Genomic DNA, 14,133 nt, shown 5'->3' with positions numbered 1-14,133 from the left:
TTGGAAAATTAAACATTAGGCCCATGAAAAAAGGAAGGATCAAGGCTTTTAACTTGGTCCTTCCTTTATGAATTATTGAGTAGAGACTCCAGTTTATTGTATAAGCTGGTCACTAGGGGATTTGTACAGCCTGCCTATTCTGTAACAAAGTTCTCTGTATAGTACGGTCTATTATTCTCACCAAAGGATACGCCTACAGCGAGGGTTTCGTAGTTTGCCTGTAATATATTTTCCCTATGTCCCATTGAATTCATTAAGCCTTCATGGGCAAAGATGCTGCTAGGTTGGCCGGTAGCAAGATTCTCTCCTGCAGTTCGAAAAGCAATGTCATCCTCAGCCATTCGGTCAAACGGGGATTGTCCATCTAGGTTTGTATGACTAAAATAATTGTTTTCTGCCATATCTGAGCTGTGTTGCTCTGCAGTTTTTTGTAAAGGTTCGTTCCACTCCAATACAGGGAGCCCGTGAACAACTCTAACGGCATTTGTCAGATCAAATAGTTGATACTCGAGACCTTCTTTTAATTCACCATCTGGAGCTGTATAATATGCGTTCTTTTGTTGTTCCAGCTCTTCACTAATAATTTGTACAGCAGTGACGGTATTGTTCTCATGCTTATCATAAAAGATGGTTACGTAATTTTCGTCAATTAGAAAAGTGTCATATTCCTCGTCGCTTTGAATTTGATATCGAACAGCACCTTTTCTTATTGCGGTAAGTGGATCTCCAAGTGCGGATAATACAGCGTCTCGGTTACTGTCAAAAGCAATGCCGTCTTCAGAGGTAAGTAAGTCCTGATTCGTATATAATCCGGCAACTTTTCCCTCTTCATCGAAGGCCGCCATAAAAAAGTTATGGTAATTCTCATGATATGTCACCCACTCGACACCATATTCATTCACAGTAGATCGCTGTGGTTCTTCGGTAATCTCTTCAACTTTGGATCGATCATCTCCTATTTCTACATTGTGTATGGAAAATGATTGGTCCTCTGGAGCTTCTAAATGGGGTTTATCAGCTCCAGGATCAGCAGATTGTGGCGACTCTTGTTCTCCCTTAATATTCCCAACTAAATCTTGAAAACCCTGATTAATCGATTCTATAGTGGCAATGACAGTGGGATCTTGTCTTATATTATTTATATCGGTGGAGATTTCTTCATATACACCGGTAAAGCCAGAATGCTGAAAATCTTCCCCGTAAAAATGCCAAAATCCCCATGCTATGAGCAATAAGGCTATAATATTTCGTAATTTAGGCATATATATTCACATCCTGAGCAAAAATTCTAATTTAATAAATGTATCAAGTATCATCAGTATGAACAAAAGAGCAACATAATAGAAGTCATTTGATATTTTAAAAAGCAAGTACATTGTAATTGATGATTCCCTTTTTTCTACAATTTAAAGCAATTCTTCAATGGTTATGAAAAGTTAGGAAGAGTTTTTTAAGGAAGTTAAAAGGATGACGATAACTGGAAGAGTTTGTAAAGAGACTTATTAAATATGTTAATTACGAATTATGGTTTAAGCATTAAAACAAGGTATATCTACACTTAATTGTTAAAAGCAGAAAAAACCTAAACGATATTATCCGCATTTTATTGTATGAATGGATAATATGTTCCACATAATACCACAATATAGGTGTGCAAGAAAGAAGGGTGCACTTAAACGAACTTTGTAAGGAGGGTTAAGATGGGTATTTTAAGTGGTAATCCACAAGAAGAACCGATGCATTATGGTGAAGTGTTCAGTGCATGGGAATATCTAATGGTTTCGAACAAGACAATAGCAGATCATCAGATGTTAATGAATCATGTCGGAGACGGAGACTTAAAGAAGCTTCTAAAGGACGCAGTCGAACAAGCTCAGCAAGAGGCAAAGCAAGTTTCTGAAGTACTTACGCAGAACGGTGTGGGGCTTCCTCCAGCTGCTCCAGAGCCGCCAAGTGTAGATTTGGAAGACATTCCAGTTGGAGCACGCTTTCAGGATCCTGATGTGGCAGCAGCAGCTTCTGCAAAGGTGGCAGCGGGACTTGTAGCCTGCAGTCAGATAATGGGTACTTCGATTCGTGAAGACATCGTGATGATGTTTGGACAATTTCACATGAATAAAGCAGCATTAGGTGGGAAGTTTTTAAAGCTAACAAAGGAAAAAGGATGGCTCGTTCCACCACCGCTCCACCATGCATCGAAAAGTGACTAATTCTTAAGTTTCAAGGCCTTCACATCAATGTGAGGGCTTTTTTGTCATTCAGCTAAAACTTAAATAGCCATTTGCCCAAAAGCGGACCCTATACTAAAATATATAAGTATGTAGAGAAAAGGGAAAGGGTTTTTAGATGAAGAAAAAGATCGGATTTATTGGCAGTGGAAATATGGCGGAAGCGATTATTGGAGGAATGGTGAAGGCAGGTCATCTACCTGAACAAATTGTTGCTTCAAACCGGAGCTGGGATAAACTGCAGCTACTTGAAGAAACGTACGGGATTCAAACAGTGGAAAGCAATCAAGATATTGCAACTCTATGTGAAATTGTCTTTCTTTCTGTTACACCAGATAAATATCCTGCCGTGATAGAAGAGATTAGAGATAGTATTCAGGATGAAACAATGGTCATTCTTATTGCTGGAAGACAGGGCATTGCAGAGAATGAAGCGCGATTTGGAAGAAAAGTGAAGTTAGTAAAAGCAATGCCAAATACTCCAGTGCTTGTTGGAGAAGGTCTGACCAGTCTTAGCTTTAATTCTTTTATAAGTGAAGAAGAGAAGCAGAACGTTGTAGAATTATTTAACAGCATTGGAAAAGCCGAAGTGATTGAGGAGAAGTTAATGGATACAGCTAGTGCAGTTGGTGGCTCATCTCCTGCATTTATGTATATGTACATAGAGGCGTTAGCAGATGCCGGAGTATTATATGGGATGCCAAGAGAGAAGGCGTACAATATTGTAGCACAAGCTGCCTTAGGCGCAGCAAAAATGGTATTGGAAACGGGCGAGCATCCAGCTAAATTGAAGGATGAGGTTTGTTCTCCTAATGGCACCACCATCCAATCTGTAGCAAGCTTGGAAAGAAGCGGGTTTCGGGATGCCATAATTCAGGCAGTCCGGTCTAACATGGAAAAAATGGGACACTAAAACTCCCCATTTCATTCATCCAATATATGGTATGCTTTAGTAAGAGGCTTTTACATACTGGAGAGGTGGTGTGGGGATGCAGTATTCGTATGTTGGAAGACGTGAAGTTTTAGTCTGCTTGTCAATTATTTTCTTTGTAAGCACAGTTAGAGATATGGAAAGTTTTGGATGGTTCTCTTATTCTATCATCCTTTTTACAGCCTTTATATTTGCAACTGCTTTTATTCGTTATTCTTGCGACATTAATGAGGAATCCATTACCTATCACATCATGTGGATGGGGCTTCTCCTCTATAAAAAACGAGTGCCACCGAATCAAATAAGCCATATAAAATTTAAACGATATGGCTGGGTAACTAAGGGCGCTGTTGTCTACACGCATAAAGGTTTTAACATCCGGCTCATCGATTTTAAACCTATAAAGCTATATGAAGAGTTAGATGTTCTTTTTGATAAGCATGATATTCCTTCTATAAAGTCCAAGGATTATCAACTACTCGAAAAATTGGGGTGGGATAGAAAGAAACAAGAATCTGAATAAAAGTATTGCGAGAGCCTATGTGACTATACTGGGCTCTTTATTACTGTTTTTTCCTTTACAATAATTTCACATTAAATACATTCTTCTTTAATATCTGAAATTTATAATTATGTAGACAACTATAAATGGAGGGAAGAGAATGAAGAAAAAAAGGGTACATAGTTTTTTTGCAGCAGTTACAGCTACATTCTTATTCGGTTCAACCTTGTTACAACCCAGCACCATTGCACTTGCGGCAGTAGAACAACCAGATGGAAAGAAATTAGAACAAAGTGAAGAGGCAGCTAGCACGGAAAAGTCTGCTGAGAATGAAGATACCACCATACCATCACTAGATACAACCTCTATAACTTTTCAACATGAACAACCTCCTAGTATTACAGAAGCTAAAAATCATGACATAACAGTCAGTATTCCCAACGCAGAAAATGCCCAATTATATTACAAATCAACTGAATATTCTCAGCCAGTGCGAGTAGAGATGAATAAGGCGGAGGGAGATACTTTCACAGCCTCCATTTCAGCAGACGCTTTTTGGTCTGAAGATGTTGCTTATTGGTTTACAGCGTCCAACGTTGAGACCGAAGCCGAATCGGATGTCTATACTGCCAAAGTAGACAAGCAGGTGAATAGAGAGGGTAACCTTGCGTCAAAGCTTTTCATTACAGAAGCTAATCTGGATGAGGAACCATTTATAGAAATCTACAATAATACAGACCAGTCATTATCACTTAAAGATTTCCAGCTTTTCTTAGGGAATGAGGAAGTCCTTTTTCCTAAAGAAGCCAACATATCTCCACAGAAAACAGTAGTTGTCTGGTTTTCCGACAGTGATGCTGAAATTAATACTTTTAATAACTATTACGAAACAAACCTGGAGAAGAAGGATATATTTATTGTTAACACACCTATTACTTCAGGTGATGTCCAGTTAAAACTTATGGATAATCAGTCAACTGAAACTATGAGCCAAGTGAATTATTCTACTAGTAATGATGCAACAAGTCAGCTTTTTTATTATAGCAACGCGGAAATGAAGGATGGGGGAGCAACAGAAATTGCTATTCCTGGAGTATTGGTAGCAGGTCAAGTCCCTGAACAAGCCCTTACTCTTGACCCAGAGACAAGTGAAGATGCAGATAAAACAAAGGAAACAGAAAATGATGCTTTGGAAGAGGAAGATAAGCCTGCATCGAAGGAAGAAAAACCAGAGCAGGATACGATAGAATCTCAGACAGCAGAAGCGAAAATGGACCAGATAATTGATCACAAAGAAATAACGGAAATAGATGGGAATGCAGACTTATCTATAGAGGCAACTGTTAAAGAAGCCTCAAAGGTTACTCTAGAGTACCAGACAGGAAAAGGAATGGGAAAAAAGGAACTTGTCCTTACAAAGAAGGAGAGTTCTGATCTATATTCCGTAACTATCCCTAAGGAAGAATTATGGTCACCACATTTTAGCTATCGGATTATAGCAATAATGGGTGATGGGGAGACATTTAGTTTGCCGGAAGCAGGTCAAGTGGAGGCAGTTGTTATGGAAGGAGAGACAGACTTCCAACAAGTACCACGCATTCTTATTACAGAGTTAACGCCGGGCACGGTAAATGTTAATGGTGCAGATGCCTATGAATTTGTTGAAATCTATAATAATTCCACCCAACCTATTAACATGCAAGATTACCAGATTATGTACCGCTATCCAACCAGTACAGCTGACCAAGTTTGGGACCTTACCGACGATAAGGTTATTCAGCCACAAGAAAGTTTCATCGTCTGGATTAAAAATGGTGGAAATCAGGAACTAGAGTTGGCGGAGTTTAACAATCACTATGGATTCAACCTTCCAGAAAGTCATGTTACGGAAATTCAAAGCGCTGGAATGGCGAATGGTAGTGAACGCACGTTAATTGTTGCGGATAAATTTTCAAACGAGATCGTTTCTGCAACTTATAATAATGATGGTAAGGATGTCTATCCTGATAAAGGAATCGTATATAGCTATCCAAGACAAGGAAATACCATGATGAAAGTAGGCATAGGCGAGTCGGTTACGCCACTAACTGTAGTTGATGGTCAAGTGCCACAACAGCCAGTTGCAATTGATGAAACCCCTGAAAAGCCAGTTATTGAGAAACCGAAATTTTCTATAACGGAGGAAAACATTACAGTTGAAGTGGAGATAAAGTCTGATCAGGATATACTTGGAGCAATTCTCTCCGTTCAGCAAAGTAAGGATATAGACTTCCAAACGTTTCAGATGATTCCTTCTGAGGCAGACGCTTCAGTTTATACGGTTACCATTCCACGTAAACAAATTTGGAGTGACCAGGTAACGTATTTTATTACTGCTTCCAACCAATCTGGTGCGACAAAAACAGAGCAAAAAGAAATAAAATTACCAACTCAATCGGTTGATTATCAGAAAGTCCCTGCATTGCTTATCACAGAACTTGTCCCTGATACAGTGAATGCAAATGGTGCAGATGCTTATGAGTTTATTGAAGTTTATAATAACTCAACTGAAGCAATTGATTTTAGTGATTACACATTACGCTATCGGTACCCAAATAGAGGAGCTGAAGGAGATTTAACCTGGGGACCAGAAGAGGATCAAGAAGTCATCATCCCATCAGGTGAGACAGTAGTTTTTTGGGTCATGAACCAAGGGAATACTGATAAAAGTCAAGATGATTTTAATGCTAACTTTAAAAGTAGTTTAATCGAAGGAAAGAACTTGTTTAAGATATATAGCGCTGGAATGGCGAATGGTAGTGAGCGAACTCTCATACTTGCAACGAAATCAGGTGAAGAACTTTCTTATGCAACATATAACGAAGAGGCTGGTGTGAAAGATACTGTACCGGATAAAGGAATCTTTTATCGTTACCCAGCAGATGGCGGTCTTCATTCTAGAAAAATTAGTGCTGGAGAGTGGGACGCGACACCAGGAAAGATAGTGTCAGAACAGGTACCACCCGAGAAGGTCCAGTTCCCAGAAGATACGATAAAGCCAGTAATTGAGGTTGCATCAATTGAAGAACCTATTACAGTGCAAGAACCTGTTACTTTATCTGCAACAGTGTCTGATCAACTTGGAGTTAAATCAGTCTTTCTATACTATCGAACAAATGAAGCAGATAACTTTCGAAAGGTTAGTTTGGAAAGACAGAGAGATGATAAGTACGCTCATATCGTCTATGAGCCAGAATTGATTGGGAAAAATGACCTGGAATATTACTTTGTTGCCAGTGATGGTAGAAACCAAACAACATCCGAACGGATAAAGCTTTCGGTTGAAAATAAACACTTACAAGAAGGATTACGTCTGAATGTACATGACGCGGACTTATTGTCTGGAGAAAAAGTTATGAAGGCAACAACAGATCAATACAGTACCGCAACAGAGCTTTATATTGATGGCAAGCAGGTAACTGATACATTTATGGCCATGGAAACGGAAGCCTATTTTGCTTTTGATGTAACAGAAACAAACATCTACTTCAAAAATGGCGTGACGATGGGTGACGAAATACTTGAAGTCTTTGATGACACGTATAATAGTTTTACAACGTTAACAATTCCAGTTTCTGCGGAAAGGCTGCAGGTTGGGGACAATACCATTACGATTCGTGCGGGCAACAAGGTAGGGCCATTTGATGAAACATCCCAAGAGAACAGGGACGACTTCACAATTAAAAACATCAGGCTCGTACTTTCAGATGGTACAACCATTTATGATCCAAATTACGCTGATCCAAACAGAAACTATCCAATTGGAGATAGTCCAGGGAAGGATCCGGTCTATGACTTTACTTTTATGCTAGAGGAAGAGCAGTTCACCTCCACAGCATATCTATTTGATACAAGCTCTGTAGCAGATGGTGAACATAAAGTTAGAGCTGTTTATGACGAGGAAGAAGTTGAAGCAACAGTAGTAACGGACAATACGGCACCAGTGCTGAAGCCTACTATAGTAGAAGGGGAGACTTATAAAGGGCCTCTCAACATCGACGCTGAAGCAACGGATGCGGAGAGTGGTGTAGAAGATGTTACGGCTCAATTGAATGGAGAATATATTTCCCTTCCATATGAAACATCATCTGCTCTGTTGTCAGCCGGCGAACATACGGCGATTTTCCGAGCCACCGATTTGGCTGGAAATACATCGGAAGAAAAGGTTAGCTTTTACGTTGTAGAAGAGAATCCGCTTTTACCAGACTGGCTATCCAACGATACTGAGGGGACCAGTGCTGATTTATCTGTAACAGTAACGGATCCTACAAACGATGTGATGGATGTCGCTTTCTACGAGTCTTATCAATATACAGCTGAGGATGCTAATCTTGTCATTTCAGAAAACGCTGTGGACACTGAGCCTCCAAATGGATACCTGCCAGATGGAGAGGAACGTCTGACCGATAAGCAGCGTGAAGCATTAGAAAGATTGGATGGAAATGAACTGTCAACAGAGTCTGATTTACAATTTCCTTATCATCGTTTCGATGTAACAGTTGATGAGAAGGTTGATGAAAATGATGAGATAGAAATAGTGTGGGATGGCTCTTCTCTTCCTGGTAGAAAAGTAACCATGTATGCATGGAATTATGGTGCGGATAGTTGGGATGCATTAACTTCGACAATTGCTGGTGAGGAAGCATTTGAACTTATTGGCACGGTAAGCGGATCTAAGTACTTACAAGATCACAAAGTAAGTGTGATAGTACAGGACCAAATAGCAGACATTGGGGAAGATTTTAGCTTTATCTGGATGGCAGATACTCAGTATTACTCTGAGAGCTACCCTTATATTTATGAAAAACAAGTCAATTGGATTGCAGAAAACCAGCAGGAACGTAACATAGAGTACGTATTTCATTCAGGTGACTTAGTTAATGTCTATGATGATTTTGACCAATGGGAAGTAGCAGATCGATCCATGGGTGTACTAGACGAGGCTGGTATTCCATATGGTGTTGTAGCGGGTAATCATGACGTCTATAATAAAAGTCGTGACTACAGGAACTACTCCCAGTTCTTTGGAGAAGAGCGGTTCGCAGGAAATTCATATTACGGTGGATCCTTTGAAGATAATCGTGGACATTACGATTTAATCTCCGTAAATGGAATAGACTTCATTATGGTGCACCTTGGCTGGGGCATTGAGGAAGAAGGAATTGAATGGTTAAATGAAGTGTTAGAGGCACATCCAAACCATAAAGCAATTCTAAATGTACACGAATATTTACTCGCTACAGGCAACAGAAGTCCCACAGGTGATGTATTGTTTGAAAAGGTTGTCGTACCAAATGAAAATGTATTCGCGGTTTTATGCGGACATTATCACAATGCCCAAACGTTAATTGATGAAATTGATGATAACGGCGACGGAACTCCAGACCGTTCGGTGTATCAGATGTTAGCCGATTATCAGGGTGGACCTGAAGGTGGTCAAGGTTATTTAAGGATATTAAACTTTAACATGGATGAAAATAAAATTGATGTAGAAACCTATTCTCCACACCTTGACGATTATAATTATTACGACCCCAAAGATTTTCCAGGAAAAGATGCATTTTCAATAGATTTTGATATGACAGCACAAACAAAAAAAGTTGCTACCGATTATGTAGAAGTAAATGTTTATACAGATGAACTGATTGGTGAAGTAACAGGTGTACCGAGTGGGGAAACGGCTTCGGTTACATGGAATGAATTAAATCCAAACAGTGAATATTTCTGGTATGTCGAAGCAACAGATCAATATGGTGGTAAGCAACGTTCGGATATTTGGCGTTTCCTTACAGTAGATGGTGAGATTGTAGAACCAAATAATCCAGAGGATCCGGATATTCCACAAAACCCACAAGAACCGAGTGAGGGAGATAATGGAAAAGACGAAGAGAAGCCTGGAGAAATAGTGAACCCTGGTAATCAGGAAAATCCCATTGTAGAAAATCCTTCTGCAGGTAACGATCAGGATGATAAGAAAGATGATAAAGATAAACCAAAAGATCAAGATGATAATCCGATCATAGAGAATACAACGCAACATGGTGGTGAAAGTAGAGGATCTGCACTGCCGAAAACAGCTACGACAATGTACCATTATCTTCTTTTAGGGGCTCTCATTCTTTTAAGCGGAGTCGGCATTTGGATGGTTTCTTATTACCGCAAAAAGTACTTACCCGGAGATGTGAATTAACAAAGTTTAGGCTTGTCTTTTATAACCGTAACCCTGTGAGGGTTGCGGTTTTTTCTTTTAAAAGGCTCCTATTATTGTTTTTTGTTTAACAAAAGTTTTATTATCTTTGCAGGATTGCACTAGTACAACATTAACAGGAGTGTTTTTCGATCATAATGGAGTTGATTCTTATAGTGTATCTATCCAATTATCAATAATCTTGGTATGATAAAAATAGAGGGGGGACATGATGAGGAAGCAATGCGTTTACTTATTCATCGGAGTACTGGTTTTCTTTGGTATTAGCCAGGCGACAATATTGGTGCAACATTTACAGCAATCTGCTTCCTCAGAGGAGACTGTTACAGCATTTAAAGATGTGCAGCAGATAGAAATTGCCCACATCACAAATGGAGTTGTCTCTTCAGATGTAGATAAAGCAGATCAACCACCTTCATTGCCACTATTTTTAACAAAAGCAGTTCCTAGGGTAAAGCTCTTACCAACAGAATTGCTTTTCCCTGATAGACCAAGATACACGTGGCATATCCATATTAAAAAATACCATTCTAATTACCTCTCCTAGTTCTTCTTATTTCTTGTCAGAAAATAAGAAGAGAAGAGGAAACGATAGATGAAGCAAACAGACAAACCATATTGGAGAGAGACAGTTGATTGCTTTCTCTCCATTGCAATATATATGACACTATTTTTTAGTTCCTTCGTTATTGGTGGCCATTTTACTGGAACAGACTGGCTAGGTTATTTCGACCATTTCACATGGACGTTAAACACAGAGTTTTTTAAAGAGCTCATACAGTCTTGGAAATAAAAAGGAAGACCCGGAAATCTATATACCGGGTCTTCCTTATTTATTAGGGTTCGGTTCATGGGCGAAACTTTCATCCCACTTATTCGTATTATTGGTAAAGCACGGTTGAAAGGAGCGGGAGCGAGAATATGAGGGCATTTGTAAAAATAAGTATAGGAGTGTTATTTATGATTGGATTGGCAGCTTGTAGTAATAAGGAAGGTGATTCGGATAAAGTGGAGGAGAAGGAAGAGACAATGACAGAAGCCATACCTGCAGGAGATTTCCCAAAGCAATTTCTTTCAGGTAATTATGAGCGGATCTATAACCAGTTTAGTGAGTCTTTCAAAAATGAAGTATCATTGGAGGAGTTTATAGGAATCGGAGAGCAGTTTAATGATGGAGTGGAAAGCTATGCTTTAGTTTCTGAAATGAGTCTACCAGAAGTGGTGGAATATCAATGGGTTAGCGAGAAAGACAAAAAGGGAATTAGGGCTTATTTCAGTGAAGACCTAACAATTGAGGGTTTACAAGTATTAAACATTACAGCAAACTTAGAAAGTGATGAAGTATATACAAAGAACACCTACCACATGCCAATTAACGAACCATGGTTTACCTTTTGGGGTGGGACAAACGAGCTCGTTAACTACCATTATGCACATGAGCCTCAGCGCTATGCCTATGACCTCCTGATGAAAGAGGGGGATAGTACCTTTGAAGGTGATTCTACGACAAATGAAAGCTACTTTGCATTCGGAAAGGATGTAGTAGCACCTTTAGAAGGTGTGGTAGTTTCAGTTGAAAATGGGATTTCAGAGAACACTCCTGGTGTAGATACAAATACTGATCAGCCCGCCGGGAATAATGTAATCATCAAACATGAGAATAATGAATTTAGTGTGCTAGCGCATTTCAAGAAAGATAGTGTTGTAGTCAAAGAAGGACAGGAAGTAAAGGCCGGAGAATTGCTTGGCTTAGCCGGGAACTCTGGAAATTCAAGTGAGCCACATATTCATTTCCATGTTGTTGACAGTGCTGAATGGGAAAATGCTACCTCGCTCCGCATTAAGTTGAATGTTGAGGAGCCTATTCGTGGGGAAGTGGTTGAAGGATTTTAAGTTAATAGCTTTATTATAACCTTCCATTCGGGAGGTTTTTTTGTGCTTAACGGTCTCCGCTGTGAAACATTATGAAACTTTTTTCTAGCTAATTCGTATTACATAATAACTAGAGGGGGGGAGAACGTGAAAAAAATAACTATATTCCTCACCATATTAGCGGTCTTATTCATTTTTCCTATCGAGGCACTGGCCGTTGAATACTCCATAGAAAAAACACGAATTGATGCGTATTTACAGGAGAATGGAGAAGTTCATGTCACTGAGACGCATACCTATGCGTTCGAAGGAGAATTTAATGGCATTACACGGTCACTCATTCCAAAGAAGGAAACTGCCATTGTCGATGTCTCTGCTAAAGAGGGAGATCAAGCGTTAGATGTGGAGCAGCAAGACAATGAATATCGTGTTTATCGCAGTGGATCGGATGAGAGAATCACGGTTGATCTATCCTATACAATTGAAAATGGAATTGAAAAATATACGGACGTTGCACGATTTGACTGGCCGTTTTTCGATCAAAGTAACGAATCCGATTACGCTCAGATGGATGTATATGTTAATCCACCTAAACCGACAGAGGGAGTCATCGCATATGGTGAGGATGAAGCTGCAGGCTCAGAGAGCGTAGAGGAGGAAGGTGTCGTCCACTTTAACATGGGACATGTTGATAGTGGTGAAAATGGCGACATTCGAACAGCCTTTGATGCTTCCCTTTTTCCAAACGCGACTTTAACAGAGGATAAAGCAATACGAGGAGAAATTCTTGCTAAAAAAGAAGAACTAGATGAGGAGCAGGCTGCTTATGAAGCAAGAAAAGACTTCTTCACTACCATTTCTCCTTTTATTATTGGTGCTTTTTCCATCTATTTGTTAATACTAATCATTTATACAGTTCGAAAAAGAAATGCCGTCCGGCAAGAGGTTGAACGTCGTTTTGGTAACGCTTATTTTGTGCCAAAAGAAGAAATGAGCCTCCCAGCTACTATTGCGTACATGAATGCACGCTTGGTAAACGAAAAGACACTGACAGCTGCATTACTAGATCTTGTTCGTAAAGGCTTTGTGAAACATGATAACGAGGAACACTTTACTGTTATGGAACGCAATACCGATCACAAACATGAATCCCTATTATTGAGTTGGTTGTTTGATAAGATAGGAAGAAATGGAGAATTCACTCTTAAACATTTAAAGACATATACGAAAGACAAGAAAAACCATAAAGCATATCGTGAAGATTTCCATAAGTGGAAGCAAGCTGTTTTGGAAGAGATAAAAGGAAATAATTTAAAATCTATTAAGGGGAAATTACGTATTGTAGTTGGTATCTCTTCGCTTTTATTGTTACCGTTAATTATTTTATTTGGTATATATGGATTATTCCTTAGCTTGGCTATTATGATTGTCTTTTTCGGAACTTTCCTCAGTTTTGCTTGCCTTTACTCACCACGCACGGTGAAAGGGGCGCGAGTCTATAAACAATGGAAAAGCTTCCCGGCAAAGTACCCTTCTTTACAAGAGCAAGAATGGGAAGAATTACAAGATGATGAACAAAAGCGTGCCTTTATCTATAGCCTCGGTACAAATAATAAACATGTTAATAAAGCAAGTGACAAGATGATGAAGACGACACCCCAATTCAACAGTGGCACTCAAACTGATTTTGTCATGATTATGGTAATCGCCGCAGCAATTAATCACGATTTTAAAGAGGCACATACAACAGCAGCAGCTGCATATTCCTCTAGTGGTGGAACACCAGGTGGAGGAGCAGGAGTTGGCGGTGGCGGCGGGGGATCCGGCGCGTTCTAACAGGTCATAATTTGTGACCTGTTTTTTAAAAAGTAGCAAACCGCCGACCGATACTTTTTGTAACTTAAATTATTTTCAGATATTATCGAATTAATAGAGGAAGAGGTTATCATAGCCAATCATTTAGTTACCAGTTTGTGGATTTGTAAGCCAGAATTATAAAAGTACTAAAAGGAGTAATTAATGAGAATAAGTAAGTCTCTGTTTACTACATTAGTATACTTCATTGTTGCGACACTGCTATGTACTGTTCCTATCTATCTCTGTACTGTATTTATCATTACTTTATTAGACTGGGGGAGTCCAATTTTAAATGTAATGGAGTCTATAAAATGGTCACTAAAAATGATGCTTATTCCCTCTTTAATTGTCCTGCCAGTTTACTTAATTGTGTTAAGCGTCTGCATCCACTATCAAAAAGAGGTGGACAAGGTAAAATATTTCGCACTTGTGCTATTAGTCTTTATTGGCCTCTTTTTATACTACTATAATATAGCGAGAACATAAGCACCTGCAG

10 protein-coding genes are annotated in these 14,133 nt (G+C 39.3%); 9 read left to right on the top strand and 1 reads right to left on the bottom strand.

Annotated features, from left to right (window positions below; all coding sequences use genetic code 11):
* Positions 1–134: 134 nt before the first annotated feature.
* A complete protein-coding gene (locus tag K3T81_RS04225) occupies positions 135–1,262 on the bottom strand; it encodes a CAP domain-containing protein (RefSeq protein ID WP_238018481.1) in 1,128 nt (375 codons plus the stop codon).
* Positions 1,263–1,700: 438 nt separating this feature from the next.
* On the opposite strand from K3T81_RS04225, the gene K3T81_RS04220 reads away from it, so the two are divergent.
* The 9 genes from K3T81_RS04220 to K3T81_RS04180 all read left to right on the top strand — a co-directional run bounded on the left by K3T81_RS04220 (position 1,701) and on the right by K3T81_RS04180 (position 14,123).
* Entirely contained in the window at positions 1,701–2,210 is a 510-nt protein-coding gene (locus K3T81_RS04220; protein WP_161465462.1) for a DUF3231 family protein, read from the top strand.
* 136 nt (positions 2,211–2,346) lie between these two features.
* Complete coding sequence (proC, locus tag K3T81_RS04215; protein ID WP_238018479.1) at positions 2,347–3,141, top strand: pyrroline-5-carboxylate reductase; 795 nt, start codon at positions 2,347–2,349, stop codon at positions 3,139–3,141.
* Between the two features lie 76 nt (positions 3,142–3,217).
* The gene (locus K3T81_RS04210; protein WP_238018477.1) at positions 3,218–3,682 is read left to right on the top strand and encodes a hypothetical protein; all 465 of its coding nucleotides are present in this window, start codon (positions 3,218–3,220) and stop codon (positions 3,680–3,682) included.
* Between the two features lie 139 nt (positions 3,683–3,821).
* The gene (locus K3T81_RS04205) at positions 3,822–9,890 is read left to right on the top strand and encodes a lamin tail domain-containing protein (RefSeq protein WP_238018475.1); all 6,069 of its coding nucleotides are present in this window, start codon (positions 3,822–3,824) and stop codon (positions 9,888–9,890) included.
* Between the two features lie 229 nt (positions 9,891–10,119).
* Entirely contained in the window at positions 10,120–10,455 is a 336-nt protein-coding gene (locus K3T81_RS04200) for a hypothetical protein (protein ID WP_238018473.1), read from the top strand.
* A gap of 48 nt (positions 10,456–10,503) precedes the next feature.
* On the top strand, positions 10,504–10,701 hold the full coding sequence (locus K3T81_RS04195; protein WP_238018472.1) for a hypothetical protein: 198 nt from the start codon (positions 10,504–10,506) through the stop codon (positions 10,699–10,701).
* A 167-nt stretch (positions 10,702–10,868) separates the two neighbouring features.
* Positions 10,869–11,801, top strand: a complete 933-nt coding sequence (locus K3T81_RS04190) for a M23 family metallopeptidase (RefSeq protein WP_238018471.1) — start codon at positions 10,869–10,871, stop codon at positions 11,799–11,801.
* A gap of 126 nt (positions 11,802–11,927) precedes the next feature.
* Positions 11,928–13,616, top strand: a complete 1,689-nt coding sequence (locus tag K3T81_RS04185) for a DUF2207 domain-containing protein (protein WP_238018470.1) — start codon at positions 11,928–11,930, stop codon at positions 13,614–13,616.
* Between the two features lie 183 nt (positions 13,617–13,799).
* Complete coding sequence (locus tag K3T81_RS04180) at positions 13,800–14,123, top strand: hypothetical protein (RefSeq protein ID WP_238018469.1); 324 nt, start codon at positions 13,800–13,802, stop codon at positions 14,121–14,123.
* Positions 14,124–14,133 lie beyond the last annotated feature (10 nt).

The sequence above is a fragment of the Oceanobacillus jordanicus genome (genome assembly GCF_022095695.1).
Lineage (GTDB): Bacteria > Bacillota > Bacilli > Bacillales > Amphibacillaceae > Oceanobacillus_B > Oceanobacillus_B jordanicus.
This window is presented reverse-complemented; position numbering and strand designations above follow the sequence as displayed.

Bases quoted from the DNA above. Each gene is read 5' to 3' on its own strand.
- K3T81_RS04225 (WP_238018481.1), bottom strand. From the start codon at position 1,262: ATGCCTAAATTACGAAATATTATAGCCTTATTGCTCATAGCATGGGGA.
- K3T81_RS04220 (WP_161465462.1), top strand. From the start codon at position 1,701: ATGGGTATTTTAAGTGGTAATCCACAAGAAGAACCGATGCATTATGGT.
- proC (WP_238018479.1), top strand. From the start codon at position 2,347: ATGAAGAAAAAGATCGGATTTATTGGCAGTGGAAATATGGCGGAAGCG.
- K3T81_RS04210 (WP_238018477.1), top strand. From the start codon at position 3,218: ATGCAGTATTCGTATGTTGGAAGACGTGAAGTTTTAGTCTGCTTGTCA.
- K3T81_RS04205 (WP_238018475.1), top strand. From the start codon at position 3,822: ATGAAGAAAAAAAGGGTACATAGTTTTTTTGCAGCAGTTACAGCTACA.
- K3T81_RS04200 (WP_238018473.1), top strand. From the start codon at position 10,120: ATGAGGAAGCAATGCGTTTACTTATTCATCGGAGTACTGGTTTTCTTT.
- K3T81_RS04195 (WP_238018472.1), top strand. From the start codon at position 10,504: ATGAAGCAAACAGACAAACCATATTGGAGAGAGACAGTTGATTGCTTT.
- K3T81_RS04190 (WP_238018471.1), top strand. From the start codon at position 10,869: ATGATTGGATTGGCAGCTTGTAGTAATAAGGAAGGTGATTCGGATAAA.
- K3T81_RS04180 (WP_238018469.1), top strand. From the start codon at position 13,800: ATGAGAATAAGTAAGTCTCTGTTTACTACATTAGTATACTTCATTGTT.